This is a genomic window from Streptomyces monticola, from assembly GCF_042665355.1.
Classification (GTDB): domain Bacteria; phylum Actinomycetota; class Actinomycetes; order Streptomycetales; family Streptomycetaceae; genus Streptomyces; species Streptomyces monticola.
Map to the genome: position 1 here is coordinate 1 of NZ_JBHTCF010000030.1, position 26,357 is coordinate 26,357.

At 68.1% G+C, this 26,357-nt stretch carries 22 protein-coding genes; 16 read left to right on the forward strand and 6 right to left on the reverse strand.

All coding sequences use genetic code 11. From position 1 onward, the window contains the following. A partial coding sequence (locus ACFQVC_RS39065) for a DUF2637 domain-containing protein (RefSeq protein ID WP_381840438.1) occupies positions 1-151 on the reverse strand: 151 nt, incomplete at its 3' end. Between the two features lie 1,698 nt (positions 152-1,849). Between ACFQVC_RS39065 and ACFQVC_RS39070 the strand changes: the two genes are divergently transcribed. The 4 genes from ACFQVC_RS39070 to ACFQVC_RS39085 all read left to right on the forward strand — a co-directional run bounded on the left by ACFQVC_RS39070 (position 1,850) and on the right by ACFQVC_RS39085 (position 6,703). Then, positions 1,850-2,734, forward strand: coding sequence for a ParA family protein (locus tag ACFQVC_RS39070; RefSeq protein ID WP_381840265.1), 885 nt, complete (start codon positions 1,850-1,852; stop codon positions 2,732-2,734). Between the two features lie 586 nt (positions 2,735-3,320). Next, complete coding sequence (locus ACFQVC_RS39075) at positions 3,321-3,983, forward strand: hypothetical protein (protein ID WP_381840268.1); 663 nt, start codon at positions 3,321-3,323, stop codon at positions 3,981-3,983. A 427-nt stretch (positions 3,984-4,410) separates the two neighbouring features. After that, the gene (locus tag ACFQVC_RS39080) at positions 4,411-4,884 is read left to right on the forward strand and encodes a hypothetical protein (RefSeq protein WP_381840271.1); all 474 of its coding nucleotides are present in this window, start codon (positions 4,411-4,413) and stop codon (positions 4,882-4,884) included. A gap of 352 nt (positions 4,885-5,236) precedes the next feature. Beyond that, complete coding sequence (locus ACFQVC_RS39085; protein WP_381840274.1) at positions 5,237-6,703, forward strand: helix-turn-helix domain-containing protein; 1,467 nt, start codon at positions 5,237-5,239, stop codon at positions 6,701-6,703. 22 nt (positions 6,704-6,725) lie between these two features. Here the strand turns inward: ACFQVC_RS39085 and ACFQVC_RS39090 are convergent, their stop codons facing one another. Beyond that, positions 6,726-8,048 (reverse strand): hypothetical protein, encoded by a 1,323-nt coding sequence (locus ACFQVC_RS39090; RefSeq protein WP_381840277.1) that lies wholly within the window; start codon positions 8,046-8,048, stop codon positions 6,726-6,728. A 168-nt stretch (positions 8,049-8,216) separates the two neighbouring features. Continuing rightward, a complete protein-coding gene (locus tag ACFQVC_RS39095) occupies positions 8,217-9,266 on the reverse strand; it encodes an FAD-dependent monooxygenase (RefSeq protein WP_381840280.1) in 1,050 nt (349 codons plus the stop codon). Between the two features lie 791 nt (positions 9,267-10,057). Between ACFQVC_RS39095 and ACFQVC_RS39100 the strand changes: the two genes are divergently transcribed. From ACFQVC_RS39100 to ACFQVC_RS39115, 4 genes are all read left to right on the forward strand, one after another. Then, positions 10,058-11,056 (forward strand): bifunctional DNA primase/polymerase, encoded by a 999-nt coding sequence (locus tag ACFQVC_RS39100; RefSeq protein ID WP_381840283.1) that lies wholly within the window; start codon positions 10,058-10,060, stop codon positions 11,054-11,056. Continuing rightward, positions 11,053-12,666 (forward strand): DNA primase family protein, encoded by a 1,614-nt coding sequence (locus ACFQVC_RS39105; RefSeq protein WP_381840286.1) that lies wholly within the window; start codon positions 11,053-11,055, stop codon positions 12,664-12,666. Before ACFQVC_RS39100 ends, ACFQVC_RS39105 begins: the two co-directional genes overlap by 4 nt. Beyond that, positions 12,663-13,064 (forward strand): DUF6009 family protein, encoded by a 402-nt coding sequence (locus tag ACFQVC_RS39110; protein ID WP_381840289.1) that lies wholly within the window; start codon positions 12,663-12,665, stop codon positions 13,062-13,064. Before ACFQVC_RS39105 ends, ACFQVC_RS39110 begins: the two co-directional genes overlap by 4 nt. Positions 13,065-13,431: 367 nt before the next feature. Next, a complete protein-coding gene (locus ACFQVC_RS39115) occupies positions 13,432-14,106 on the forward strand; it encodes an SGNH/GDSL hydrolase family protein (protein ID WP_381840292.1) in 675 nt (224 codons plus the stop codon). A gap of 85 nt (positions 14,107-14,191) precedes the next feature. Here ACFQVC_RS39115 and ACFQVC_RS39120 read toward each other — a convergent pair whose 3' ends face one another. Further along, on the reverse strand, positions 14,192-14,977 hold the full coding sequence (locus ACFQVC_RS39120; RefSeq protein WP_381840295.1) for an AfsR/SARP family transcriptional regulator: 786 nt from the start codon (positions 14,975-14,977) through the stop codon (positions 14,192-14,194). A gap of 201 nt (positions 14,978-15,178) precedes the next feature. Between ACFQVC_RS39120 and ACFQVC_RS39125 the strand changes: the two genes are divergently transcribed. Beyond that, a complete protein-coding gene (locus ACFQVC_RS39125) occupies positions 15,179-15,808 on the forward strand; it encodes a TetR/AcrR family transcriptional regulator (protein ID WP_381840298.1) in 630 nt (209 codons plus the stop codon). Positions 15,809-15,847: 39 nt separating this feature from the next. On the opposite strand, the gene ACFQVC_RS39130 is transcribed toward ACFQVC_RS39125, so the two are convergent. Then, positions 15,848-17,350, reverse strand: a complete 1,503-nt coding sequence (locus tag ACFQVC_RS39130) for a flavin-containing monooxygenase (protein WP_381840301.1) — start codon at positions 17,348-17,350, stop codon at positions 15,848-15,850. A gap of 223 nt (positions 17,351-17,573) precedes the next feature. On the opposite strand from ACFQVC_RS39130, the gene ACFQVC_RS39135 reads away from it, so the two are divergent. Next, the gene (locus ACFQVC_RS39135; protein WP_381840304.1) at positions 17,574-19,043 is read left to right on the forward strand and encodes a flavin-containing monooxygenase; all 1,470 of its coding nucleotides are present in this window, start codon (positions 17,574-17,576) and stop codon (positions 19,041-19,043) included. 8 nt (positions 19,044-19,051) lie between these two features. After that, a complete protein-coding gene (locus ACFQVC_RS39140) occupies positions 19,052-19,951 on the forward strand; it encodes an SDR family NAD(P)-dependent oxidoreductase (protein ID WP_381840307.1) in 900 nt (299 codons plus the stop codon). A gap of 37 nt (positions 19,952-19,988) precedes the next feature. On the opposite strand, the gene ACFQVC_RS39145 is transcribed toward ACFQVC_RS39140, so the two are convergent. Next, complete coding sequence (locus ACFQVC_RS39145; protein WP_381840310.1) at positions 19,989-20,993, reverse strand: bifunctional lysylphosphatidylglycerol flippase/synthetase MprF; 1,005 nt, start codon at positions 20,991-20,993, stop codon at positions 19,989-19,991. A gap of 199 nt (positions 20,994-21,192) precedes the next feature. Here ACFQVC_RS39145 and ACFQVC_RS39150 point away from each other — a divergent pair, with 199 nt between their 5' ends. The 5 genes from ACFQVC_RS39150 to ACFQVC_RS39170 are packed head-to-tail and all read left to right on the forward strand — an operon-like array spanning position 21,193 to position 26,326. After that, positions 21,193-22,917: an aldehyde dehydrogenase family protein gene (locus tag ACFQVC_RS39150; protein ID WP_381840313.1), complete on the forward strand. Its 1,725-nt coding sequence runs from the start codon at positions 21,193-21,195 to the stop codon at positions 22,915-22,917. Next, the gene (locus ACFQVC_RS39155; protein ID WP_381840316.1) at positions 22,901-24,037 is read left to right on the forward strand and encodes an acyl-CoA dehydrogenase; all 1,137 of its coding nucleotides are present in this window, start codon (positions 22,901-22,903) and stop codon (positions 24,035-24,037) included. The genes ACFQVC_RS39150 and ACFQVC_RS39155 overlap by 17 nt, the downstream gene beginning before the upstream one ends. 8 nt (positions 24,038-24,045) lie before the next feature. Then, positions 24,046-25,323 carry an aspartate aminotransferase family protein gene (locus tag ACFQVC_RS39160; protein WP_381840319.1) on the forward strand — a complete coding sequence of 426 codons (1,278 nt, stop codon included), beginning with the start codon at positions 24,046-24,048 and terminating at the stop codon, positions 25,321-25,323. Beyond that, positions 25,316-25,834 (forward strand): type II toxin-antitoxin system RatA family toxin, encoded by a 519-nt coding sequence (locus ACFQVC_RS39165; RefSeq protein ID WP_381840322.1) that lies wholly within the window; start codon positions 25,316-25,318, stop codon positions 25,832-25,834. The genes ACFQVC_RS39160 and ACFQVC_RS39165 overlap by 8 nt, the downstream gene beginning before the upstream one ends. A 15-nt stretch (positions 25,835-25,849) precedes the next feature. Continuing rightward, positions 25,850-26,326, forward strand: coding sequence for a hypothetical protein (locus ACFQVC_RS39170; protein ID WP_381840325.1), 477 nt, complete (start codon positions 25,850-25,852; stop codon positions 26,324-26,326). Positions 26,327-26,357: the final 31 nt, after the last annotated feature.

Here is a 26,357-nt window from a genome sequence, read left to right on the forward strand (position 1 = left end):
CGAAGCCCTTCTTCTCCGCCAGATCACGCACCGCGGCATACGAACCCGCGAAACCGATCCCCGCGATGACGACCGCCCCCGCGACCACCACCCCGACCAAGATCCGGTGCGTACGCGTCAGACGCAGAGGCTCCACGAGACGACTCCTCATTCCTGCTGTCACTGGGGCTGCGAAGGCCTAAGTCTCTCACTGCCGATCTGTTGGTCTCGAACGCATTCGCAAACGCAGGAGCCCTGTCAGCAGGCTCTTCCCGGCTGGGCTTGGCAAGCCACCAGAAGGGTGCCCTGCTCGTGGCCGGCCGTCGCGAACGGCATCGGGTCCAGGGCGCCTTGAGGTGTCCTGACAGGGCACTAGAAGGGTGCTCGACATCTGCACGATCGTTGGCGCTCAACGCACCTGGCGAGGAGATCGAGGACACGTTTTTCGTCTTCTCTGTGCCTCGCTTGCGCATCAGGATGGCCCGCTCTCCATGCGCGTCACTGCGTCAGGCGGTGCCCTCACGAGCTCTGTTCGCGACCTCCAGAGCTTCGTGTCGAGCGCCGGTCGATCGTTCGCCGGCTTCATCGAGCATCGGGCGAGGTCGGTTCAGCAACCTTCAAGCGTCATCGAGGCGTCCAGTTTTCGCGCTCTCTGGATCAGAACTTCGTCTCGTACGAGCCGCCGACGCGCCGTTCCAAGACGGCACAGGGAAGACTTTCACCATCGCTCGCTGCCGCCTTCCGGTCTCTTCTGAGTCCATGGAACGTGTCGGTGGCCCTCTTGAGCGCTTCGTCGGACGGCACACTTTCGCGTGCTCATTGCGGGATCAGAGGTGATCCGGAGTGGTGGAACAGAGCCTCCCGTTCGCGCTCCGAGTAGCAGAATCAGAGCGTCTTGCGCGCTTCGATCAGCCGACTTTGATGGCCAGACCTGGCGTCACAATATGGCTCTGACCTGCGAATATAACGATAACTGTTGTGATGCATCGCGGGTTAGCTAGTGGCAGTCATGCAGGCTTGGACAGTGTGAGCCATGTGCTGATGAATAATCTCAGATATGCACTGATCTCTAGCTCTACTAAAGTTCCTTATGGTGTTGGATCAGTTGTTGCTCTATAACTAGCTAGCTGACTAGTCATCTAGCTATTCATGTTCCTTGCTGACCGACTACGTTGCCGCCTTGCCGACCAGCTTGCTCACTTGCCAGCTTGCTTGCTGACCCACTTCCTGACTGCCGCGCTTCCGAGGTGACGTACGAGCGGACGCGCCTACTAGGGCGCGCGCTGGCTTGCTTCCTGACTTGCTGTCCTGCTCGCCTACTGACTGGCCGACGCCCTTGCTTGCCAGGGCACTACGTTGCGTACGAGCGGACTTGCTTGCCCGCTGACGCGCTGGCGTGCTGACGTACTCGCCCGCTGGCCTGCTGCGTGACCTACGATCTGACGTGCCGTCTGCCGATCCAGCGGGCGGTCGATCTGGCGTACTCGCGGACAGGCTCGATTCCTGGCGTGCGTACGAGCTGACGCATCCGCAAACGTACGGACGCGCCGTTGGAGGTTGTCGTGACAGGGTGGTTGCGTACGGCCTGTCCGGGTCTGGGTGATGTGTGACGAGACAAATGTGCCTGTGGGGCCGGTGCGGCGTGGCGCGTCTCCCCTTGCGTCCAGGGCATTCCTGTTATCGTCATGCGCGATAGATCCCGTGTCAGTAGATCCGCAGGGCCGAGGCGATCACGTCGCCTATCGGGACTTGGCCGTTGAATCGGCTTTGTTTACTGCGGGTTGGCGCCCGACGGCCGGTCGGGAGCCTGGTGTCACGCGACGTACCAGCCATCAGATGTAGCCGAGCACGAAGAGAGGCGGAGGAAGCGATGAAGGTCATCGCGGTCGCGACCCAGAAGGGAGGGGTCGGCAAGACCAGCACCACTGTCAATCTCGGCGCGGGACTTGCCCTGTCGGGTGCGCGGGTACTTGTGGTGGACCTCGACCCGCAGGCACAGGCCGGCACGGCCGTGGGTGTGAACCTCGCGGGTGAGGATCAGCTGGCGCGTTCTCTGGGGTGGGTCCTGCAGGCCCGGCTGCAGGGGATGCGGATGGACCTCTCCACTGTGTGGTTCGACCGCAGCGAGCTGCTTGCCGAGTGGGAGGACGCGGGCACGCTGCATCTGCTGGCGTGTGAGGAGTCCACCATGACGGCGGCTCAGGACCTCATCCACAAGAAGGGGTTCCAGTCGACGCCGATACTGCGGCGCATGCTGGTTGAGATTGCCGATCAGTTCGACTTCGTCGTCATCGATACGCCGCCGGCCGTCTCCTCCCTGTCCGCCACGGCGCTGGCCGCCGCGGACTATGTGGTGACGGTGTGCATTCCGGAGTACCCGGCGCTCAAGGGTGCGGCCGCCACGCGCGGCACGGTCCGCTATGTGAAGGACCGTACGAACGGGGAGTGCGACCCGCAGTACCTGGGCGCGGTGCTCAACCGGTCGAACCCGCCGTCGAAGTGGAAGTCGCAGGAAGTCAATATCCGCAACGGCATGCTCGACGCGGAACTGCACCCCTTCATGACGGACATCCGGATCGACAACCGCATCTCCGACTCCTTCGCCTACGGGACGCCTGCGGCCATCCGTTACGCAAGCCACGCGCCCGGCAAGCTCTATGGACAGCTGATGATGCAGATCATCGAGCGCATGCAGCAGCCGCCGGAGAAGTGGGAGACGCCGGAGCACATCGCGCTGGAGGCTTCCGTTGAGTAGCGCCAAGCCCTCGCCTCGCGGCAAGCCCAAGAAGAAGGCTCCCAATCACTTCAAGGCCGGGGGCGCCGCTCTCGTCCAGGGCCTGATCGAGGGTGCCGATTCGGTGGCGGGGCGGTCGTTCCTCGGGGGAGGTGGCGGGACGGGGGCTTCGGACGCCTCGGACTCCGGTGACGAACTGCGGCCTTCCGGTCCGGCGTCTCCGCTCGGGCCCGCCGGGCCCACTGGCCCGGCCGCCCCGGCCGCCCCGGCATCGCCGACAGGGCCTGCCGGCGATGCCGGGGTTCCGCAGCAGGCGCAGTCTGCGCGTGACGCTCAGCCGGAGGCAGCGTTCGTCGCCGCCGAGACCGCTGATGCGTCCGCCCAAGCAGCAGCCGACGCGACGGCGGCGCAGGGGTCTGCCGCAGCTGCCACCGCGCCCGGGCCCGCGCCCTCCGTATCACCGAATGCGGCGCCAGTGGTGTCAACAGCCGCTGCCCCAGGGGTAGTTCAGGAGCAGCGCGCCTCGGCGCCGGCTGAGGCCGAACCTGTCACCGAGGTTTCGGCGCCCGTAGAGGAAACCGTCGAGGAGCCGGTGTCCTCTGCGCCCGTGGCCGCGCCGAAGCCGCGCGCTGCCGCGCCCAAGGCGGCCGCCCCCGCTCCCGCTCCAGTTACTCGTCCCGAACCGCCCGCCGAAGTGAAGGCGGAGACCAAGGCCGAGCCCAAGACTGAGTCCAAGACCGAGGTGGCGCCTGCTGCGGCTGCTCCTCGGCGGCGGCCGCGGGGGGCCGGGAAGACGTGGGCGCATGCCGCGCTTCACGAGAGTTTCGCCGAGGCGAAGATTCACTCGGAGAAGTGGCGCAGCCACGGTTTCCGGCTTGACCGTGAGGTGCTGGCGCAGCTGAAGGACCGGATCAAGGCGGATCGCCGGTCCTCGGGCAACCCCGCGCTCGGGCAGGGGCATTACCTCGATGCGGCGCTGCGCTTCGTGCCGGACGACGTGGATGAGCAGATCGCGATGGCCCAGGAGTTTCTCGACGAGCGGATGGGCTTCGTCGAGCAGGGCAAGCAGTCAACCTACCGGGTGGGTGAGCAGGCCTACGGACTGGTGTCCACTCTCAACCAGGCGCTGCAGGAAGCCGATTACGGGCGCAGGGGCTTGTACGTGGTGTCTGCGGCGCTGGAACGGTTCATCCAAGCCCTCGATGCCGAGGGGAAATTGCAGCGTCCGGGGCGTCGTGGGCGTACCGGCTCCTCCGTGACACCGCAGTAGAGATCGACTGACACTGCCGCTTCGGGCGGCCGTACAGCTAGGCGATAGGGGCCTGGCCAACGCATCACGCGTTGGCCAGGCCCCTATCGTCATCTGCAGATATACCGATGGATGTTCCGATCAATATGCCGATCGATGTTGCTCTCGATCTAGCTGTCTGACCAACGATCGGACTAGCGACGGCTGTTACTAGCCCCCTCGCGAGCTACCTATCTCGCTGTCACTAGAAAGAAACCTTTAGATGTGGGGGAACGTTTCTTCGACTTTTTCGGTCAATAGCCGTCAGAAGCTGGCATCCCAGGGGCCGTAACCATTTGGCCGTCGCTCAGTTCCTCTAGTGTTGCGCGCGCGTTCTGGGTGGGATGCGCTAGCGTGAGTGAGACGATCAACAGAACACGTATCTGCCCGGGAGTGAGCAATGACGGGGATGAGCCATCAGCTCAGCACCAGCGCCGTTGCTGTGGCCGCAGGCCTCAGCGAGTCATGGGCTTGGCGCGCCCGGGACCAAGGCATCCTGTACGAGCCTCACTTCGAGGATTCGGTGGTCGCCCTGCGTGTCTATGCGTTCGTCGCTCAGATCGTATGGCCTGGGAACCGTCGCGCGCGCAGTACTCGCAATGATCTGGAGTTGTGGCAGTCAACTGCGGTGGAGGCGGCCCGGCAGGCCGTCAACGATCCCAGTACGACTCCTGAGACCGCGCTGTGGGTCCTTGAGGACTCCGTGCACCTGATCACGACGCCGGCGGAGCGTGCCGCGTTCGACCTCGAGCACCTCAACGGCCGCGTCGCGTTCCGTATCCCGGTGGGGAAGTGGGTGTCCGAGCTTCCCGATGCCCTCGAGGGTGTGCCGAACCGTCGTAAGCGTCCCGCAACCAAGACATCGAAGTCGTCCGCGGCCTAGTGAAGCCCGGGACGGCCTGAGACCGTCCGTCCGCCACCGGCGGGCGGGGAAACGGAGACGGCCCGGGATAGCAGCCCGGGCCGTTCACCAGTCGGCTGAGCGCTCGCCAAAGCGCCGCCTTGGAAGAGAGGGAGGGAGGACCGAACTACTTAGGCACCAACCAACGCATATCGCATCTTCCACTTCAACTCTTCTGGAGCGCATCATAGCCGCCCCCACAAGAGCCGGTGGCGTGTTGCCGAAAACTGGCGTCGCATCACCGGCCAAACGTCGTCAAACCAACCCAATTTCGAGGTCTCTGCCTCAAAGCGTCGCCCTGTCGCGGTTTCCGTTGGGCGAGGCCCAGCAGTGGATGGACACCACCACCGGGCGCAGCGTGCGGGACCCGTTCTCCTGGATGCAGGCCGTGCACTGGATGGTCGGCTTCAGCCTTCCCCGGCGCCCCGGACAGACGTCGCGGCAGCCGAAGTTCGGGCCGACGACGGTGCGTGTCGCGCGGCTGCTGACCGGCCTTAATCCCTGCAGGCCGGGGATCGCGTACCTCATGCGGATCACGAAGCTCTCGGAGCGCAGCCTGCAGTACCACCTGCAGCTGCTGCGGTCCGCCGGGCTGCTCGTGTACGTCGAGAAGGGCACACGGGTGGCTCAAGAGGGCAACCGGGCCTCGGAGTTCGTGCGGACCATCCCGGCCGTTTTCGACGAGGAACTCGGCATCCGCTGTGTGGGCGAAGGCGTCGATCGACGCCCGGTCGGGGTCTCCGACGACGGGCGTGAAGTCCTTGCCCATCTCGGCAAGAAGGCGCGGGGCAAGGCCAGGCCCGACGCCCGGTCGAAGGCCAAGCCGAAGACCGAGCCGAAGGCCAAGCCGAAGGCCAAGTCGGGGGCCAAGTCGGGGGCCAAGTCGGGGGCCGCGTCGAAGCTCATGGCCAAGGTGCGCAAGGGCAAAGATGCGGGCAACGGGACGTCGGGGTCGGGGAGTTCGGGAGGGCCGGACGGGGGCTCTTCGGCGGAGGCTTGTTGCACTCCAAATCGTGTTGGTACTTCCAGGTCTTTCTCTGCAGCAACAACTCCTGATCCCCCTGAGAGCAAACTCGCCGGCGGGAAGGCGGGGTCGGGTTCGTCTTCGAAGCAGGGCAGGATCCCGAGGAAGCTCAACGCCTTCGGGCGGCGGCTGCAGTTGGCGCGGGAGCTGATTCAGCAGGTGCCGTGGCTCGGGCGGGCCGATGTGCCGCGGATCGCCTGGGTGGCGCGGCATGTTGCCGATGCGGGGTGGACGGCCGGGGAAGTGATCGCCTGGCTGGATCTGCAGGCCTCGCCGCAGCGGGTGGCGCGGCCGTCGGGGTTCCTGGCGTTCCGGCTCAAGGGTGCGCACGAGGTGTGGAACACGGCGGAGGGCCGGGCGCGCGCGGCCGAGGAGGTGCGGTCCACGCGGGCCGCCGAGCAGGCCCGGCACGTCGAGATCGCCGGGGACTGGGAGCCGCCGCGCAGTGGGGCCGTACAGGGCCTTGTACGGGCTGCTGTGGAGCAGGTGCGGTGTCCGGCGCCCCGGGCGCAGGAGCAGGCGCAGGAGCAGGCGCAGGACGGCGGGGGAGCGGACTCTGCGTACTCGCTGGAGACTCCGTCGGTGGGGGAGCTTCAGGAGCTGCGCTGGACGGCCTGGCAGCAGTTCCTGGCGGGGGAGACGGAGTTGGTCCGGTCGGCGCTCGAGGTGTCCGGGCAGGCGGCGGCCGAGGAGTTGTACGGCGCGGGGCTTGTGCGGCGGGTGGTGCTGCTGGCCCGGGGCCGCGGCGAGGTCAGAGTCACCGCGGCGCTGTGCTGAGCGGCTGGTCGCGCGCGTGCCGTCACAGGACGGGGAGCATGCGGTTCACGACCGGGTGGGGGGCCTTCGGGGCGGAGCGCACGGTGTGCAGGAAGTCCGCTGCCGTTCCGGTGCCGGACAGGGCCTCGACGAGCAGTTGCCAGGCCTCGGTGCGATGGGACCAGGAGGTGCCGAAGCGGGCGGTGAGTTCGGTGGTGACCTCGTCGCGCCAGGCGTAACCGGCAAGGCGGGCACGGGAGTCGAGGATGCGGGTCTGGCGCAGGAGCATCAGTTCCGGGGCCGCTTGCAGGCCGGTGCGGGCCGTGGTGGAGGCCGCGGCGACCAGGGCGTCGGCGGTGCTGTTGCAGGCGCCGAGGTCCGCGGCCAGGGCCAGGTCGGCGGCGAGCAGGCTGCGGGTGGCGTGTTCCTCCTCGGCGAGAAACGCGGTGACGGCGGCGGCGGTCTGCTCGGGCAGGCCGAGGCGTACGAGGGGCCCGGGGGCGGTGACGAGGCCGGCGAGGAGCAGGCCCCAGCCCTCGGAGCGCACCGGGTCGAAGGACCACCGGTCGGCCAGGCGGGCGCGTGGCGGGCGTACCGCGTGCTCGGCGATCCGGGCGATCTCGTGCTGCAGTCGCGGAATGGTGGCGGGGGCGACCGCGGTGGGCACGGTGAGCAGGGAGAAGCCGGGCAGGCGTACCGGTACCGCAGACGGCTCGGCGTGGGCGCGGCGGATCACCTTGACCTTGTGCGCGGGCGGCAGCAGGCCGTGGCCGCGGGCCTCGTCGACGAGTTTGGTGATCAGCTCGTACGGGCGGGGGAGCGGGGCCTGCAGGCCGGTGCCGAGGAGCAGCCAGCGCCAGTTGTGCTCGGCGGTGGGTTCGCGCACTCCGCAGGGGCGGGCCCAGGATTCGGCGAGGGGCGCCAAGTCGCGTACGGGGGCGCTCGTTTCGGCCAGGAGGCGCGCGGAGGTCTCGGGCACGGGGCGGGCGCCGGACCGGCACCACCACATGCGGCCCTGGTCGCTGCGGCGGCGGGCGTTGAGCCACTGCCAGAGCTCGGGGAGCAGGGTGCGGGCCTCGGCGCGCCAGGTCTCGTAGGAGGCGCGGCGGTCGTCCTCGTCGGCGCGGTGGCTGAGGGCCGATGTGGTGCGGGGCGCCGGTGAGCTCGTACCGAGAAGGTCGGCGACCAGCGGGGACAGGCCCAGGAAGGCGGTCTCGTCGGCGAGTTCGGCGGCGCGGTCCGCGGCCGGGTCGCTGCTGCGGCCGGTCAGGCCCGCGCGCTGCAGCTGCAGGTCCGCGAGGAGGTCCTCCACGTCCTCGACCGTGGCGAAGCCGGTGGATGCGGGGGCGGGTGCGGGTGCGGTCATACGGAAGGACACCTCCTGAGGAGCAGTGTCCTGACCGTGACCAGCTCTGCTGCAGGCGCAGTGGAGGGGGGATGGAGTGCGAGGCCATGACCGGCGGTGACCGGCGGTGGTGGTGCGCTCCCGGCCCCAGGGGGGAGGGGGCCGGGAGGCAGACAGGCGGGGCCCGGGTCAGCCGCCGAGCATTTTGACGGCTTCCCTGCCGAGGGCCTGGTTCTGCTCGACGTAGGGCCGTAGTTCGCTCTCGTACTCCTCGAAGGCACGGCGGTGGTCGTCCGGTGTTGTGGCGAGGCGCTCGGCGAGCAGCCGGGCGCCGATCAGGGCTTGTGAGGTGCCCATGCCGGAGGTCGGTGCGGCGCAGTGTGCGGCGTCGCCGGCCAGGACGACGCGGCCCTCGGCCCAGGGGGTCAGGACGACCTGGCAGGCCGAGGCGGCGTAGAAGTCCGTGGCCGCGGACATGTCGGCCAGCAGGCGGGGGACGATCCAACCGTCGTTGGCGAAGCGTTCGTTGGTGAGCTTTTCCTGTTCGGGGCGGTCCCAGCGGTCGAATGCGGCGCTCTCGGTGGCGAAGGACAGGCTGACCGTCATGCGGTCGGCGTCGGCGGCGCTGAATACGTACACGGCCTTGCCCGGGGCGCTGCACAGCAGCCCACGGTGGTCGAGGTCCAGGTCGTTGGCCGTGGTGAAGCCGACGCCCGACATGCCCAGGTGCTGGACGCACTTCGCGTGGGGTGCGAAGACGAGCTTGCGGACGTCGGAGTACACGCCGTCCGCGCCGACGAGGAAGTCGAAGGTGCGCTGCGGGCCACGCTGGAAGGTGACGTGGACGCCGGAGTCGTCCTGGGTGGCGCTGCTGATGGAGTCGTCGAAGACGTACTCCGCGATGCCTTGTGTCAGGCGGTACAGGATGCCTGTCAGGTCGTCCTTGCGGACTTCGAGGTCGCCGGCGAAGGCCTCGGCGGGCAGTTCGCCTACCTGCTGGCCTTCGGCGCCGACGAGGGTGGTGCCCGTCATCTTCGTTTCGTGGCCGCGGACTTCGTCCAGGATGCCCATCTGCTCGAGGACGTCCAGCGCCCGGCCGCGGAAGTCCACCGCGTATCCGGTGGAGCGCGGGGACGGGGCGCGTTCCACCAGGGTGACGTCGAAGCCGTGGTGGTGCAGCCAGTAGGCCAGCGCGGAGCCCGCCACTCCTGCACCCGAGATCAGAACCTTCTTCGCCACGGTGTTCCCCCAGAGACGGCGGTCGGGGTGTTGAGCCTCGGGTGAGGAGCCTAGAAGCGCCCCATGATCGGGCGCGCCCTATCCCGAAAACTCGAACATTCAGCCTTCGGCAGGCTTGAGGTGATTTGGGCGTTAGAAGAGATTGGGCGCCATGAGGCCTGTCCGGGGCGGGAGTTCGGCAGCTACCGAAGCGACTCAAGCGACCCAGCAGTCGAGGTTCGCTCAAGCCGGGCCAGAAGGCGAGGCGGTCGGGTCTGGCGGGGGGAGCGACTGAAGGGAAGCTACTGAGATGTTCTTGGGTCGCTCGGGAGGGGTGGGTAAAAGTGCAGTTCAGAGGGGGTGGGGGAGTGGGGGAGCGACTGAAGCGACTCAAGTTCGGGGTATATCAAGACATTCATGCGCGTGCGTGTGTGTCATATATAGAGACCTTGAGTCGCTTCAGTCGCTGTTTTGGGTTGGGCGCCACCTCTGACCTGCAGGTTCCTTGATCCGTGAGAGTAGCTACCGAACGGGCCCGGGTCGCTGGCGACTTGCCATTTCAGTCGCTGATTCACGCTGGGACCGACACGTGGGGTCATTTCCTCCCCAGGAGGCCTCCCATCCCACCCCAGCTTCGATAGCCTGTGTCCCTTGTTGAGTCGCTTCAGTCGCTGGCGAGTTGCCCATGGGGGATGTGAATGGCTTCTGAGCTGCAGTCTTCCTGCAGCGACTCAGCCCGTTCCCGTCCGGGCTCCTCAGTCGCTGCGCAGGCCATCGCCACTGCCCGCTGGTGCGCGAGCCGTGGCTGGCCGGTGCACCCGCTGGCCCGCGGCCGCAAGACCCCGGCCGGCAACTGCTCGGAGTGCCGCGAACCCGGCCACACCCACCAGGGCTGCGCCTGCCTCCACTCGGGCCGCTGGTGCCACGGGTTCAGGGCCGCCACCCTGGACTTCGCCCGTATCGAGCAGTGGTGGGGCGCCAACCCGGGCTTCGGAGTCGGGGTCGCCTGCGGCCCGGCCGGCCTGGTCGTCATCGACGTGGACGCGCACGAGCAGCAGCTCCCCGACCGTGACCGCCTGCTGCCGGGCATCGTCATCTCCTCCGGGGTCGATCTGACGGGCCTCGCCAACGGCTTCCATACGCTGGGTGTTCTGGCCGGACTCAGAGGGGCCGTCAGCCCCGCCGAGGACGACACGACCCTGCGCGTACGCACCCCGTCCGGGGGCCTGCACGTCTGGTACCGGGCGCACAGCGGACAGCGCTGGCAGTGCTCCACGGGGTCCGGGTCGGGGCGCGCCCTGGCCTGGCAGGTGGACGTCCGCGCGCACGGCGGGTACATCGTCGCGCCCGGCACCACGACCACGGCGGGCACCTACACGCCCCTGGGTCCGGTGCGGGAACCCGCACCGCTGCCCGACTGGCTGGCCCGGGAGCTGGAGCGCACCGGCCATCTGCCGCCCGCCCATGTGCCCGCGCCCCGGCCGGTGCCGCCCAGGGCCCGGCAGGCCGTGCTCGCCGCCGGTGGCGGCCGCGACGCCGCGAGCCGGCTCCTCGCGCCGCTGCTCGCCGAGGTGGCCGCCTGCGCGGCGGTGCCCGAAGGGGCCGCGTTCTCCGAGAAGTTGAATCGCGCCGCCTATACGGCGGGCGGTCTCGTCGCTGCCGGTGCGCTCAGCGAGGACAAGGCCGAGCAGGCACTCGAAGAAGCCGCCGAGCAGGCCCGCCCCGGACAGGAGCGCCGCTACCGGCCCATGATTCGCGGCGGCCTCAGCGCCGGCCGACTCCGTCCGCTGCTGCCCGGGAGCCGCGGATGACCGCCGACGAGGAGAACACCCTCTTCGACGTCGAGGCCTTCGACGGCTTCGACGCCCAAGCGGTGGCGGCCCAGATCCTCGCCCAGCCGCCGGTGCCGACCCAGGCCGCCCGGCGTGACAACGGCGCCCATGCCGCCAACGGCGCAGGCGCGGTAGGCGCGGGCAGCGCGGCGCAGAGCAACGGGAACGGCGGCGCGCAGGGCAACGGCGGTGCCAGCAGCGAAGCCACCGCCGACGGTCTGCTGCCCGACACCCTCACCGACCGCGGCAACGCCAAGCTGTTCGTGAAGCTCTACTCCAACGACTACCGGCACGTCCCGGGCCTCGGCTGGTACCGCTGGGACAGCACCCGCTGGCAGATCGACGAGGACGACACCGTGATGTGGGCGGCCGGTGACCTGGCCGAGTCCATCGCCGCCACCGACCCGCGCGGCGTCTTCACCGCCAGCGCCCTGCAGCAGCACCGCCGCCGCGCCCTGAGCACCAGCGGCATGAACGCGATGCTCACCCAGGCCAAGTCCGCGCCCGGCATGGTCCTCAACGCCGCGCTCCTGGACGCCGACCCGTACGCCCTGTGCACCCCCGCCGGCATCGTGGGCCTGCGTACCGGACTGATCCGGACCCCCGATCCGAACAAGGACTTCCACTCCCGCTCCACCACCGCCGCCCCCGAGCCGATGCCGACCCCGCGGTGGAACCGGTTCCTCACCGACACGTTCGGCGACGGGCCCGAGGGCGAGGAGATGATCGACTTTCTGCATCTGCTGCTCGGCTACTCCGTCACCGGGGACGTCGGCGGCCAGGTCATGCCGTTCCTGTTCGGATCCGGCAAGAACGGCAAGTCGGTTCTGCTCGACGTACTGATGAAGCTCCTCGGCGACTACGCGGACGCCGCGCCGCCGGGCTTCCTGATGGCCAGGCCGTACGAAGGACACCCCACCGATCTGGCCGAACTGCACGGCCGGCGCGTCATCGTGTGCAGCGAGGTCAAGCCGGGCGACCGATTCGACGAGGCCCGGGTGAAGCTGCTCACCGGCGGCGACCGGATCAAGGCCCGCCGGATGCGCCAGGACTTCTTCAGCTTCGAGCCCACCCACAAGCTCTGGCTCCTCGGCAACCACCGCCCCGAGGTCGGCACAGGTGGCTTCGCGTTCTGGCGGCGTATGCGCCTGATCCCCTTCGAGAAGGTCGTGCCCGACGAACGCAAGGTCGACAACCTCGCCGACATCCTTGTCACCGAAGAGGGCCCCGGCATCCTCAACTGGCTGATCGAGGGCGCCCGCCGCTACCTCGGTGGCGCCAAGGACCTCACCGGTCCCGAGCGGGTCCGTATCGCCACCACCGCGTACGCCGAGACCGAGGACCACACCGGCCGGTTCATCAGCGAGTCCTGCACCATGGACCCGGAACTTCGAGCAGAACAAGCCGCCCTCTACGCGGCGTACAAGGCCTGGTGCCAGAATGAAGGCGCACCGGCCGTCTCGTCCCGCGCCTTCGCCGCCCGGGTACGTGAGTTGGTGGGACTCGCCTCGCCCAAGGAGATGATCCTGTCCAACCAGCGGAAGTACTACCCGGGCATCGGACTGCTCGCCGACGAGGAGACAGCATGAGCGCCCTCATCGCAGAGGACGAGATCGCCCACGAAGCAGACATCGTCTGGCTCGAGGACCTCGCCGACCTGGACTATGTCCGCCAGAGCCTCGACCGGCTCCCCACGCGGCGCGGCAAACCGGCCTACCACCGCGACGGCCGCATGGTCGGCTACGCGCTGCTCGGCCCCGGCGCCAAGCCCTCGCGCTTCTCCGGGACCTTCCGCCGTCGGGTCTTCTGGCTGCTTCCGCACGACCGCGACAGTGAGCCCGACGGCCTGTACGCGACCGGGGCGCCTGCCGAGGCCGTCGACCCGCGCACGCTCGCGCCGGGCAGCAAGGGCCGTAAGACCGAACGTTCCGAGGGCGGGCCGCCGTCGCCGGCGATCGAGGAGCGCGGGATAACCCTGCCGAATTGACGGCAATCCAGTTCCAAGTGTGTCAATCCCCTCGCGCCGTGGGGATCCTTCAAGCGGCCAACTCCGTTGTGGGGTCTGTCTGGTGGTCGCTTTCGTAGCGGATCGGGCTCCGGTGTCCGCATGCGCTGTGTAGTCGGCGGGTGTCGTAGAAGCCCGTGATCCACGTCGCGCTCTTCCTTCGGGCCTCTGTGCGGGTGGCGCAGCTGCTGCGGTGGACGTCTGCAGCGTGCCCGAGTGGCCGCCGAGCTCTTCGGCGACCACCGGGATCAGTCCCGGCCGACGGCGACTTCAGGAACACGACGACTACGGCACTCATCTGACGGCTGCGGCATTGACAGAGACATACGGCCGACCGTATTTTTTGTTCATGGAGTCGACACAGCTCACTGAAGAGACCGATCCCTTCTGCCTGCCTGCTGTCGTCGCGGCGGCCATGCTCTTCGACGCGCCCTGGCGGCGCTTCGCCGTGATCGGGGACAGCCTCTCCGCGGGGACCGGCGACCCGAGTCCCGGATACGGGAAGGAGGGCTGGTCGGACCGTTTCGCGGGCATCCTGCGGCAGGTGCGTCCGGACCTGGCCTACCTGAACACCGCGAAGGTCGGGGCCACCACAGCAGACACCCTCACCCACCAGATCGGCCGCCTGGCGGAGTTCGGGCCCGACCTGCTCTTCGTTCCGTGCGGGGCGAACGACATAGTGCGCCGCAGTCCGGACTTCACCGAGATCCAGCAGACCATGCGCAAGATGTACGACCTGTCGAGCGCCACCGGCGCCCAGCTGACGACGTTCACCTTGGGGCGCGCCTGGGAGATGCCCGTCTTCCCCGACTGGTCCGAGCGGGTCCGCGCCCTCAACGAGATCACCCGCACGTTGGCGAAGGAGTACGACGCCGTGGTGGTCGACATGTGGGACCACCCGATCAACGACCGCGAGGACCTCGTGAGCGCGGACCGGATCCACTTCTCGACGTCGGGTCAGGCCGTCATGGCGAGCGAGATGGCCAAGGCGCTGGCCGGCCGTCTGGGACATCGGGATCTGTGAACGCACGGCCCCAACGAGGCGGCGCCGCTGAGGAGTTGGGGCCGCTGCGTCGCCCGCGTCGAGCCGGCTCGTTTCCCGGTCCGCCCTACGACAGCTGGGACAGCTCGATTCTTTCCCGCAGCGCGTCCGGAGGCATGCTGTGGGTGGCGAGCCCATAGGCCGTACGCAGCTCCACGCCGGGTTCGACCCCCAGTTCCTGCCGCAGGGTCCGCTCCGTGTCGCGGTAGGACTGCACCGCCTCCGCGCACCGTCCCACGCGGTGGAGCGCCGCGATGTGCCGTGCGCACAGGGACTCGTTGAGCGGATCGTCGGCGATGAACTTCGGGGCATGGAGGATCACCTTGTGGTTCTGGTCGAGGGCCAGCCACGCGTCGAGCAGCGCGTCACGCGCTGAAGTGCGCCATTGACGGAGCTCCTCGGCGGCGGCGACCGTCATCGCTCCGTGCAAGGTGTCCGTCAGGGCTTCGGAACGCCACAGCGAGAGCGCTTCCTCCAGAATGGCCGCGACCACGGAGGGGGTGGTGGGTGCCAAATTCAGGCCCTGCTCCACGAGATGCCGAAAACGGTGTGCGTCCACCGCATGGCGATCGACATTGAGGCGGTACCCGGAATTCACCGTCTCCAGGACATCCGCCTGCATGCCGTGCTCCTTGAGCCAGCGACGCAGTCTGCGCACATGCGCATGCACGGCATTGACCGCATCTCCGGTCGTCCGCGTCAGATCCAATTCCTCTATCAATTCGTCACGGCGTACGTCCTGGCCGGCCCGCAGAGCCAGCACCGCGAGAACACCTCGGAGCTTGACCCCGCTCAACTCTGCATCGGCGCCGTTGATCTGAGCCCGCAAAGGCCCGAGCACGGCGATGCTCATGGTGAGCACGGTTCATTCCCCCTCATCAGTTCTACGAGGTGTCCGAGCAGTTCAGTTCTTGCCGTTCCCCTGCATCACCGCATCACCGCGAGCCTAACTGCGGAGGAGGGGCAGGACAGCCCGCATGTTCGCGTAGGGACCCGCGTAATCGAACGGGTTCGCCTGCTCACACCGACGCCAAGAAGAGGTACGATCGACCGTATGGGTACTGAGACGACGGCACCCCCAAAGGGGACCATCACGGACAAGCGGCTCATGCGTGGCGCGCGATCCCGCAAAGTCGTGCTCGAGCGCGCCGTGGATGTCGCCTCGCTCGAAGGCCTGGACAACATCAGCTTCGGCGGGCTCGCCGCGGACACCGGCCTGAGCAAGGCGGGTATTCAGGCGCTCTTCAAAACCAAGGAAGCGCTTCAGCTCGCGACCGTCGAATTCGCTCGCGAGCTGTTCATCGACGCGGTCATCCGGCCCGCAAGGCCGGTGCCCCGAGGAGCCGCGCGGCTGCGCGCCCTGGTGGAGAACTTCATCACCTACATCCACAAGCCGCTGCTCCCGGGCGGCTGTTTCCGGGTGGCCAATCTCGCGGATTTCGACAGCCGTCCCGGACCGATCCGCGACGCGCTGTTCAGTGACCAGCGCAAGTGGTTCGACATCCTGGCCGCCGAACTGCGAAAGGCTGTCGAGGCCGAGGAGATCGAGCCGCTCGATATCGAACTCGCCGTGTTCCAGATCGACTCCGTCCTGTGCGCCGCCAACACCGCGCTGCGGGGCGGGGACACGGACGCCCTCGACAAGGTGCGCCGTACTGTGGAGAACCTCCTCAAGTCCCCGTGACGCGTCAGGAGTCCGAAGAGTTCACGCGCGACCGTCTGCTCACCTCAATGTCCGGGCCGCGCGGGACAGCTGGAATACCTGTGGGTCGGGCCGCCGTGTCGCGCGCCAATAGGAGGTCCCGGTTCCCGGCCATGACTGGCGGTTGAGACCCCGATGGTCGAGGAACCAGCTGTGGCAGCCGCCGGAGTTCCACACGGACCCGGCGAGCTTGCCGTGCAGCCAGGTGTTGAACTCCCGCTGCGCGTCGGCGCGGACCTCGATCCGGGTGGCCTGCCGGGTCCGCATCATGCGCAGGCACTCGACGATGTAGTGGAGCTGGGCCTCGATGACGAAGAGGATCGACTGGGCGCCGCCGCCGGAGTTGGGGCCCATCAGCATGAAGAGATTCGGGAAACCCGCGACGGTGGTGCCCAGATGGGCCGTCATGCCCTCGCTCCAGGCCTCCTGGATGGTCAGGCCGTCCCGTCCGACGATGTGCTCGTCCGCGCAGCGGTTGTCGGTGGAGAACCCGGTGGCCAGGATGACCACGTCCGCCTCGTGGAGCTCGCCGTCCTTCGTCCTGATCCCGGACTCCGTGAACTCCTCGATGCCGGACGTCGTCAGCGAGACGTCGGGGCGCTGCAGCGCGGGGAAGTAGTCGTTCGTGAGCAGGATGCGCTTGCAGCCGATCTGGTAGTCGGGGGTGAGCTTCGCCCGCAACTCCGGATCGGGGACCTGCTTGCTGAGGGTGCGTTTGGCGGCCAGTTCGAGGGCGCCGAGCAGCTTGGGGTTCAAGAAGGCGAGCACCGGGAGTTCATGCGTCCAGTAGGCGGCCAACCGGTACAGGCGCTGCACGAACGGGAGCGTGCGGAAAAGGCGGTGCTCCAGGGCCTTGAGCGGGCGGTCGGCCTTCGGCAGCACCCAGTGCGCATTGCGCTGGAAGACATCGACGTGGGCCGCTGTGCCCGCGATCTCCGGGATGAACTGCACGGCGCTCGAACCGGTCCCGATCACCGCGACGCGCTTGCCCTTCAGGTCGACCGAGTGGTCCCACTGGGCGGAGTGGAACATCGCTCCCTTGAACCGGTCCATCCCCGCGATATCGGGGATCTGCGGCTGGTGCAGCGCGCCGTGCGCGAGCACAACCATGCGCGGGCGGTACTCCTGGCCCGAGCCGGTGCGGACGGTCCAGCGGTCGGCGGCGTCGTCGAACTCGTACGACACCGCTTCCGTGTTGAAGCGGATGTGCGAGTCGAGGCCGCGGTCCTTGACGACTGTCCTGATGTAATCCAGGATCTCCGGCTGCGTCGCGTACATCCTGCTCCAACTCCGGTTCGGAGCAAAGGAATAGGAGTACATGACACTGGCCACGTCACAGGCGCAGCCGGGATAGGTGTTCTCGCGCCACGTGCCTCCCACGTCGTCGGCCTTCTCCAGGATGACGAAGTCGGAATGGCCCGCGTCGAGCAGTTTCAGCGCCATACCGAGGCCGGCGAACCCGGTGCCCACGATCAGTACGTCCGGGGTCTCGGCCATGCCGCCCGCCGCCGGTAGGGAATCCATCGGCTGCCTCCTTGTCGTCGTCGGAGCCCCAGCATGGGGACCGCTCCTGAAACGGCTCTGTCCCTGTCGGAGGCGGCAGTTCAGACAGATGTCAGCGCCCTTCGCGAACATCGCTGTCGGGTACGCACGGCAGTCGCGATGGGAGCACTGATCCCTCTTGAGCGCATCACACACGGACACGACACAGGCAGCCCCACGGACTTCGCGGCAGCCATCCGCCGCCGTGGACGAACCGCCCAGGCATGTGCACACGCTCGTGATCGGCGGCGGACTCTCGGGTCTCGCCGCGGCCATCCGGTTCCGCACACAGGGCTGGAGCGACTTCCTCGTCCTCGAACGCGGCCAGGACGTCGGCGGCACCTGGCGGGACAACACCTACCCCGGCGCCGCATGTGACGTACCGTCACATCTCTACTCGTACTCGTTCGCGCTCAATCCGGACTGGAGCAGGTCCTTCTCCCCACAGGGCGAAATCCAGGCCTACGTCACCAAGGTGGCGCGCCACTACGGGGTACGCGACCGGCACGTCTTCGGGTGTGAGGTGCTCAGCGCCCGCTGGCGCGAGGCGTCCGCCCGATGGGACGTCGAGACCACCCGGGGCGCCTTCACCGCGGACGTCCTGGTGGGCGCGTTCGGCGCGCTGTGCGAACCGTCGCTGCCCGAGATCCCGGGCATCGAGGACTTCGCCGGGCGCATCCACCACTCCTCGCGCTGGGAGCACGACTACGACCTGTCGGGCAAGCGGGTCGCGGTCATCGGCACCGGCGCGTCCGCCGTCCAGATCGTGCCCGCCATCGCCTCACAGGTCGCCGAACTCCAGGTCTACCAGCGCACCGCCCCCTGGGTACTGCCGCGCCTCGACCGCCGCTACTCAAAGCTGGAACGGCTCGCCTGCAGGTATCTGCCGGGTTATCAACGCGCCCTGCGCGCGGGCATCTACTGGGCCCACGACGTCCAGGCCGTCGCCCTGGCCAAGGTGCCCGCGCTGCTGAAACCGGTCGAGCTCCTGGCCCGGACGAAACTGCGCAAGGAAGTGGCGGACGCCAAACTGCGCCGGCGCCTTCGGCCCCGCTACCGGCTCGGCTGCAAACGCATCCTGCTCTCCAACACGTACTACCCGACGTTCAACCAGGAGCATGTACGGCTCATCACGGACGGCATCGCGGAGGTGCGGGAGAAGTCGATCGTCACCGCGGACGGCGTCGAGCACGACACCGACGTCATCGTCTGCGCCACCGGGTTCCACGTCACGGACTCGCCCACCTACCAGCGGATCTTCGGCAGAGACGGGCGCAGCCTCGCCGATGTCTTCGACGAAGGCGGACTGCAGGTCTACAAGGGCACCGCCATCGCGGGATTCCCCAATATGTTCCTGCTGGTCGGCCCCAACACTGGTCTCGGCCACAACTCGATGATCTTCATGATCGAGTCCCAGGTGAACTATCTCGTCGGAGCGCTGACCGCCATGAAGCGGCAGCGGCTGCGCACCCTGGAGGTACGGGCATCGGCGCAGCGCGAGTACTACCGGGAGCTGCAGCGAAAGCTGTCGCGGAGCGTCTGGAACACCGGGGGCTGCTCCAGCTGGTACCTGGACAAGCACGGTGCCAACACCACGATGTGGCCCGGATTCTCGTTCGCGTTCCGCGGCATCACGCGGACATTCGACATCGAGGCCTTTCACATCTCCAGCTGAGGACGAATATGACGACGAATACGACGACGAATACGACGACGAACAAGGCCGGGAAGTCGGGGGACGTCTTCAGGGACAAGGTCGCTGTCATCACCGGTGCGGGGTCCGGAATCGGGCGCGCACTCGCCGTACGGCTCGCCGAACTCGGCGCCCGTCTCGCCCTGTCCGACGTGGACCTGAAAGGAGTCGAGGAGACCGCGGCGCGGTGCCGGGCGCGCGGTGCGGGGGACATCACCGTGGCCCGGCTCGATGTCACCGAAAGAGGGTCCGTCGTCTCCTACGCGGAGGATGTACGCACGTATTTCGGCGCCGTCCACCAGATCTACAACAACGCCGGTATCGCCTACTACGGCGAGGTGGAGCGGGAGTCCTTCAAGGACATGGAGCGCGTCCTGGACGTCAATTTCTGGGGCACGGTGAACATGACCAAGGCTTTTCTGCCTGATGTCATAGCCTCCGGGGACGGGCACGTCATCAATGTCTCCAGCCTATTCGGCCTGGTCACCTATCCGGGACAAAGCGCTTACAACGCTTCGAAGTTCGCGGTGCGGGGATTCACCGAGTGCCTGCGCCAGGAGATGCTCCTCGCCCGCCACCCCGTGCGCGTGACCTGTGTCCACCCCGGCGGTATCAAGACCGCTGTCGCCCGCAACGCCGGGGCCGCGCAGGGCCTGGACGCGGCCGCCATCGCGCGTGCCTTCGACAAGCGGCTCGCGCTGCACAGCCCCGAGATGGCGGCCGAGACCATCGTGCGGGGAGTGCGGGCCCGCCGCGCCCGCGTCCTCATCGGCGCGGAGGCCAAGGCGCTCGATCTGCTCGGGCGGGTCAGCCCCACGGGCTCGCAGCGCTTGGGCGCCCTGCTGTCCCGCCTCTTCAGGATCGCGCCACGCCCGGGGACGCGGACCTGAGGGCGCACCTGCCCCTGCCGCGCGCCCGGGCCCGAGCTCAGATGATGTTGGTTGCCCTGGCCACGCTCCACAGGGAGCGGGGCGACATCCCGCCGTCGAATGCGAAGTACTCGGGCAGTACGGCGGTCGGATACCACTTCGACTTGTATTCCAGCTGGCTCTTGGCGGGATACACCCGATCACCGTGGTCGGCGATCAGTCGGACGATTCGTGCGGCGATCCGACTGGCGGTCGGCAGCTGGTGGGCGTCATCCAGGCCGGTGAACGGCGTGAACCCGAAGTGCAGCCAGGACGTGCCGGCCGCCCGCAGCTCTTCGATCACCTTGGAGTTGATGGCCTCCATGACACCGGGCGGACAGTCGGGCAGACGCCGGCTGAGGTCGTGCAGCCAGCCCGGACGGGTGCCGTAGACCGGGACGTAGGAGACGTACGCGATCACCCGGCCGTCGATCTTGCCTGCGTACAGCTTGCGCATCGGCTGCCACTGGCCGCCGATCTCGCCCACCAGGAAGGCGAGTTCCTTGGTGTGCTTGCCCTTTTCGAGGAGCCAGCGGTCATTGATCGCGCCGATCTCCTCGGCATGGTCGCCGGGATCCACTTCCTCGATCTCGAGGCCGGCCCGCAAGGCCCTTGAGATCTTGTTGCGCAGCCGTACGAAGCGTTTGCCGCGCAGGGTGAAGTCGGTGAGTTCGACGGCGTACGACGCTCCCACCTGATTCACCGTGAGACCGAGGTCGGCGAACAACTCCGCGTCGTCCCGCTGCAGTTGGGCGGCGATCACCTTGCAGCCGCTTCGATGGGCCGCTTCGAGGAACCGCGATTCCAGTTCCCGACGGTCCGCGGTGTCTGCGAACGGGCCGCCGAACTGAATCCAGCGACGCCCCTGAACTCGATAGCAAACAAAGCCGTCAAGGCCGGCGTGGGTGAAGTATGTATTGCCTCGATTGAGCGCGAGAAAGGCGCTGGGGTTGTCCGCGTAATGCTCCAATACCGAGACGATCGGAGCATGTTCTTCCGGTCGGAGCGAGTCGGGCATCTGCATGCTCTGTCCTCACGTACGGAAATCCTTGGGAACCGACGTTAGCGACCGCTTCTGACGGCGGGCCCACGTCGCCCGATGACGGATGTCAGATGCATTTCAGAGCCACGTTGAACACTTCTTGCGGTATCACGGACAGCGTCGCGTCAGCCACCGTCGTGAGGTGCCGCCGCGTCCCAGAATCCTAGATTGCGGGGTCACTTTGACAGAGAACGTTGAAGCCTGTGGAATCCCCTCACTGAGCAGCTACGTACGTGGAAAAGACGTCGAAAGTGGCCAGTGGGTCTATGTTCTCTCCGCTCGCGCGGTCCTCGACGACTCGTTCGCGAGCCTCACCCTCAAACGCCGCCTGGAGTCCGGCAGAGCTTCTCCGGCCGAGGTACCGGACGGCGTGATCGCCGGCCGGGTCGCCCTCGCCGACACGGAAACGATCCAGGAGGCGCTGGCCGCCGCGGCCGAGGCCGCGAAGATCTGGCGGGCGGCGCCGCTCGCGACCCGCTTCGACGGCTGGATGCAGCTGCTGCGCGCCACCATCGACGAGCACGAGGACGAACTGATCAACCTGCTGACCCTGGAGGGGCACCCGCTCGAGCTGGCGAAGTGGGAGCTCTCCGGGATGCGCGAGCTGACGAGGATCGAGACCGCGGAGTACCTGCGCGGCCAGATGCGGCAGGACTTCGCCATCGACGGCCGGCGCAACATCGTGCGGCGACAGGCCGACGGCGTCGTCTGCGTCACGCCGCCCGCCAACGCCCCCCTGGTCAGCGCGCTGCTCGGCACCATGTGCATACCCGGCGGCAACGCGGCGGTCATACGGGCGCCGCGCAGCGCCCCGTACGGCGTCACCTATGTGCTGCGCCGGCTCGTCGTACCGATCCTCGAGGAGCTCGGCGCCCCGCCGGGACTGCTCAACGTGGTCTGCGGCAACCCGGGGCCGATGCTCGACATCTGGCTCGACAGCCCGCACGTCGACGACATCATGTACTTCGGGGACGTCCCCACCGGCCTCAAGGTGGAGCGCCGCTGCGTCGACGCGGGCAAGAAGCCCATCCTCGAACTGGCGGGCAACGACGTGGTCCTGGTGTGGAAGGACGCCGACCTCGACCGGGCCGCCGACGCCCTCGCGGAGAGCTTCTACGGCTCAGGACAGCTGTGCATGATCCCGAACCAGGCGGTCGTGCACCCCGATGTCGCGGACGACCTGATCGACCGTGTCGCCCAGCGCGCCCGGCGGCTGCACCCCGGCTACCCGGACCAGGAGGGCGTGCTGCTCTCCCCGGTGCTGCGCCACGACAAGTTCAACGACTTCCTCAAGGACGCCGTGGACAAGGGCGCGACCGTCGTCACCGGCGGCCATGGCATGGAGATCGACGGCACCCGCTCCAGCTCCGGGTTCTTCCTCGAACCCACCGTCCTGCGGGTCGACGGTCTTGGCGAGGCACGCGAGTTGAAGGCGGTCAAGCACGAGACGTTCTTCCCGCTGCTGCCCATCGTGGTGCCGAAGAGCACCGACGACGAGACACTCCTCGACGCCTTCATCGACTTCACCAACTCGAACGTGTACGGGCTGCGCAATTCGCTGTGGACAGCCGACGACGAGGTGACCGACCGGTTCGTCGCCGAGACGGTCACGGGCGGACTGCTCAAGGTGAACGACTCCCACATCGCCTTCACCGCGCCCCTGCCCTCGCACGGCGGCACCGGATTCACCGGCGGCGCCTTCGGCGAGGCCAACTACCCCGTGCTGCGGACCACCCATCTGCAGGGAGTCTCCGTCATCAGGAGCGATCCGGCCCGATCCGCCGGCCTGTCCGCGAAGGACACGAAGGACACGAAGGAAACGGAGGACACAGAGGGCGCAAGGGGTGCGAAGGGCACGAAGGGCGCGCAGAACGAGGGGGAGGTAAGCGATGCGCTCGCTCGATGAGGCACGGGCCGTCTGTGAGAACCACCTGCCGGGCCTGCTCTCCAAGCTCTCCGAGTCGCCCCTGGCCGACCTGGAGAAGCCCGGCAACCGCGGCCTCGAACTGTTCCGTGCCGCGGGCGGCCCCGGCCTGGTCATCCCCCAGGCCTACGAGGGCAAGGGGGCCACCCCGCTGGAGGCGATGCAGGTGACCCGGGCGGTCGGAGCCGCCGCCCCGTCGCTCTCCGTGGCCTCGACCATGCACCACTTCTCGGTGGCGACGATCTTCACCCTCGCCGAGAGCCTGCGTTCCAGCGGCGTCGAGTGGGCGCTGCTCGAAGGCATCGCCACCCAGAACCTGCTGGTGTCCTCCGGCTTCGCCGAGGGAAACCCGGGGCAGGGCATCCTCTCGCCGGCCGTGGGCGGTGTCCGCACGGAGGGCGGAATCGTCGTCAACGGATCCAAGCGCCCCTGCAGCATGTCCCGTTCGATGGACCTGCTGTCGGCCAGCGTCTCGGTCCCGGGCGCCGACGGCGAGGCCGAGACCGTCCTCATGCTCATCCCCGCGAACACGCCCGGCGTCTCCGTGCACCCGTTCTGGCAGAGCGACGTCCTGGCCGGGGCCGAGAGCGACGAGGTCCGTCTCACCGACGTCTTCGTCGACGACCGGCTGCTCGTACCGACCGAGACCGGCGAGCGGGGCGAGGTCGACGAGCTGCAGACCGTCGGATTCATGTGGTTCGAAATGCTCATCACCTCCTGCTACTTGGGGATGGCCAGCGCCCTGGTGGAACGGGCCCTCGCCGACAAGCGGGTCAGTGCCGGCACCGCGGCGGACCTGGGCATCCGGATCGAGACGGCCGCCCAGCTCCTCGAAGGCATCGCCCACCAGCTGACCGGCCGCGCAGGCGACAACCAGGCCCTCGCCAAGGCCATGGTCGCCCGCTACGGCGCCCAGGAGGCAATCGTCGACGCCGCGCGCGGAGCGGTGGAGGCACTCGGCGGCATGGCCTACATCGGGTCGTCGGACGTGTCCTACCTCGCCGCCGCCTGCCACTGCGTCACCTTCCATCCGCCGTCGCGCTCCGCGACCAGCAACGCCCTCGCGGCCAGCTTCCGCGGCGACGTGCTCCGTTTCGAGTGAGGTGGACCATGGAGCAGTACGCAGCGATGGACAACGCCCGCGTCTCACAGGTGTACCGGCAGAACCTCAGCTCGGGCCGGGCCCGCCTCGCCGAAGTGCTCGGCGGCCAGGTGGAAGTGGAGTCGTCGGGCGCCTGGATCACCACGAGCGACGGCGAGAAGATCCTCAACGCCGGTGGCTACGGGGTGTTCATCACCGGCGCCCGCCACCCCGCCGTGGTGCGTGCGGTCGAGCGGCAGCTGCACAGCCATCCGATCGGCACCCGCATCTTCCTCGAACCCGCCGCCGCCCGCGCGGCGCAGGCACTGACCTCCGTCACCCCGCCGGGCCTCGAACGCGTGCACTTCTCCGGCTCGGGAACGGAAGCGGTCGAGGCGGCCCTGAAGATGGCACGCCTCAGCGGCCGGCACCGGCTCGTCTCGATGGTCGGCGGCTACCACGGCAAGACACTCGGCGCCCTGTCGGTGACGGCCAAGAGCGCCTTCCAGGACCCCTTCCGGCCGCTGCTGCCGAACGTCAGCCACGTGCCGTTCGGCGATGTCGCCGCCCTGACGGACATCCTGGCGCGGTACCCGGGCGAAGTCTGCGTCATCGTCGAACCCGTACAGGGAGAAGGCGGCGTGGTGATCCCGCGGCGCGGCTATCTCTCCGAAGTACGCGCCGCATGCACCGAGTTCGGGGCGCTGCTCGTCGTGGACGAGATCCAGACGGGCCTCGGCAGGCTCGGCGCCTGGTGGGGCGTCGACGCCGAAGAGGTGCGCCCCGACATCCTGCTCTCCGGCAAGGCCCTGGGCGGTGCGGTCGTACCGGTCGCCGCGACGATCGCCACAGCCGAGGCCTTCGCCGCACTCGACCGCGACCCGGTCCTGCACACCTCGACGTTCTCCGCGGCGCCGATCGCGATGGCCGCGGTCTGCGGCGCGATCCGGGCCATCGAGGAGGACGGCCTGGTGCAGCGGGCCGAGGCGCTGGGGAACCTCCTCACGCCCACGCTGACCCGGATCATGGGGGAGCGCCTGCCGCACCACCCGCACGTAGTGCGCGGCGCGGGCCTGCTCATCGGCGTCGAGTTCATGGATCCCGCGATGGCGGCGGACCTGTTCATCGCCCTCGTCTCCCACAACGTGGTCGCCAATCTCTCGCTCAACTCCGACCACGTGGTGCGCTTCACACCGCCGGCCACCCTGACCGACAGCGACGTCGAATTCTTCGTCGAGCGGTTCGAGCGAGCAGCCCGGCAAGTCGCCGACCGAAACCCTGAATACGAGGTACTGGCAGATGCGTAGCCTGGAATTGAAGTTGCGTGCCGACGACGTCACCGCGGAAGCGGCCTATCAGCGCATCGCGGAGTTCGAGCGCTACCCGGAGTTCGTGGACGAAGTCCGTTCCGTCACCGTGCACGGCCAGGAGAGCCAGGGGCCGCTGGCGAGCGACTGGGACATCTTCTTCCGCAACGGCCCGCTGCGCTGGTCGGAAGTCGACTACTTCCAGCGCGACACCCTGCGGATCGTCTTCGAGCAGACGGCCGGCGACTTCGAGGTGCTCCGCGGCTCGTGGCACGTCGTCCCCGTCGCGGAGGGCTGCGAGGTGACCTTCGAGGCGACGTTCGACTTCGGGATCCCCAGCCTGGCCGGTGTGCTCGAGCCGATCGCGGCCAAGGTGCTGAAAGAGGCCATCGCCACGATCGTGCACCGCCTCCTCGGAGACGTGAGCGTCGTCGGAGACCCGGCGACCGCCGCGGCCGTCGCCGCGCGGCTCGCGGGCGACAGCCAGCCGCAGCCGGCCTCGGCCGCCTGACACCGGGGAACCGTCATGGACCACGTGAACCGCTTCGAAAGCAAAGCCACGTTCGGGCTGCTGCGCCTCGAATACGGTGCCGCGCTCGTCGTGTGCTCCGTCCTCTTCCTCCTGCACCTGTCCGAAGTGCGCTGGTGGGCCGCCATCGTGCTCTTCCTCTACATCGACGTGATCGGCTATCTGCCCGGCGCGATCGCCTACCGACGGGCCAAGGGCGGCGACATCTCCAAGGCCTACTACGTCGTCTACAACACGATGCACAGCTTCGTCACCAACGCCGCCGTCCTGGGCATCTGGGCAGCGGTCGCCGGATTCGAATGGGCCATGCTCGCGGTGCCGATCCATCTGTGCGGCGACCGCGCCCTGTTCGGGAACTTCCTGAAGTCCTTCCGGGTCCGCTTCGAACCCGCGCCGCTCGCCGCGTTCCAGGACTTCGAGCGGAAACTCGCCGAACCGGACCGGCCCAAGAGCCCACTGCCCGAGCGAGTCTGAGGAAGGAGGGCACGTCCGTGACCAGTGAACG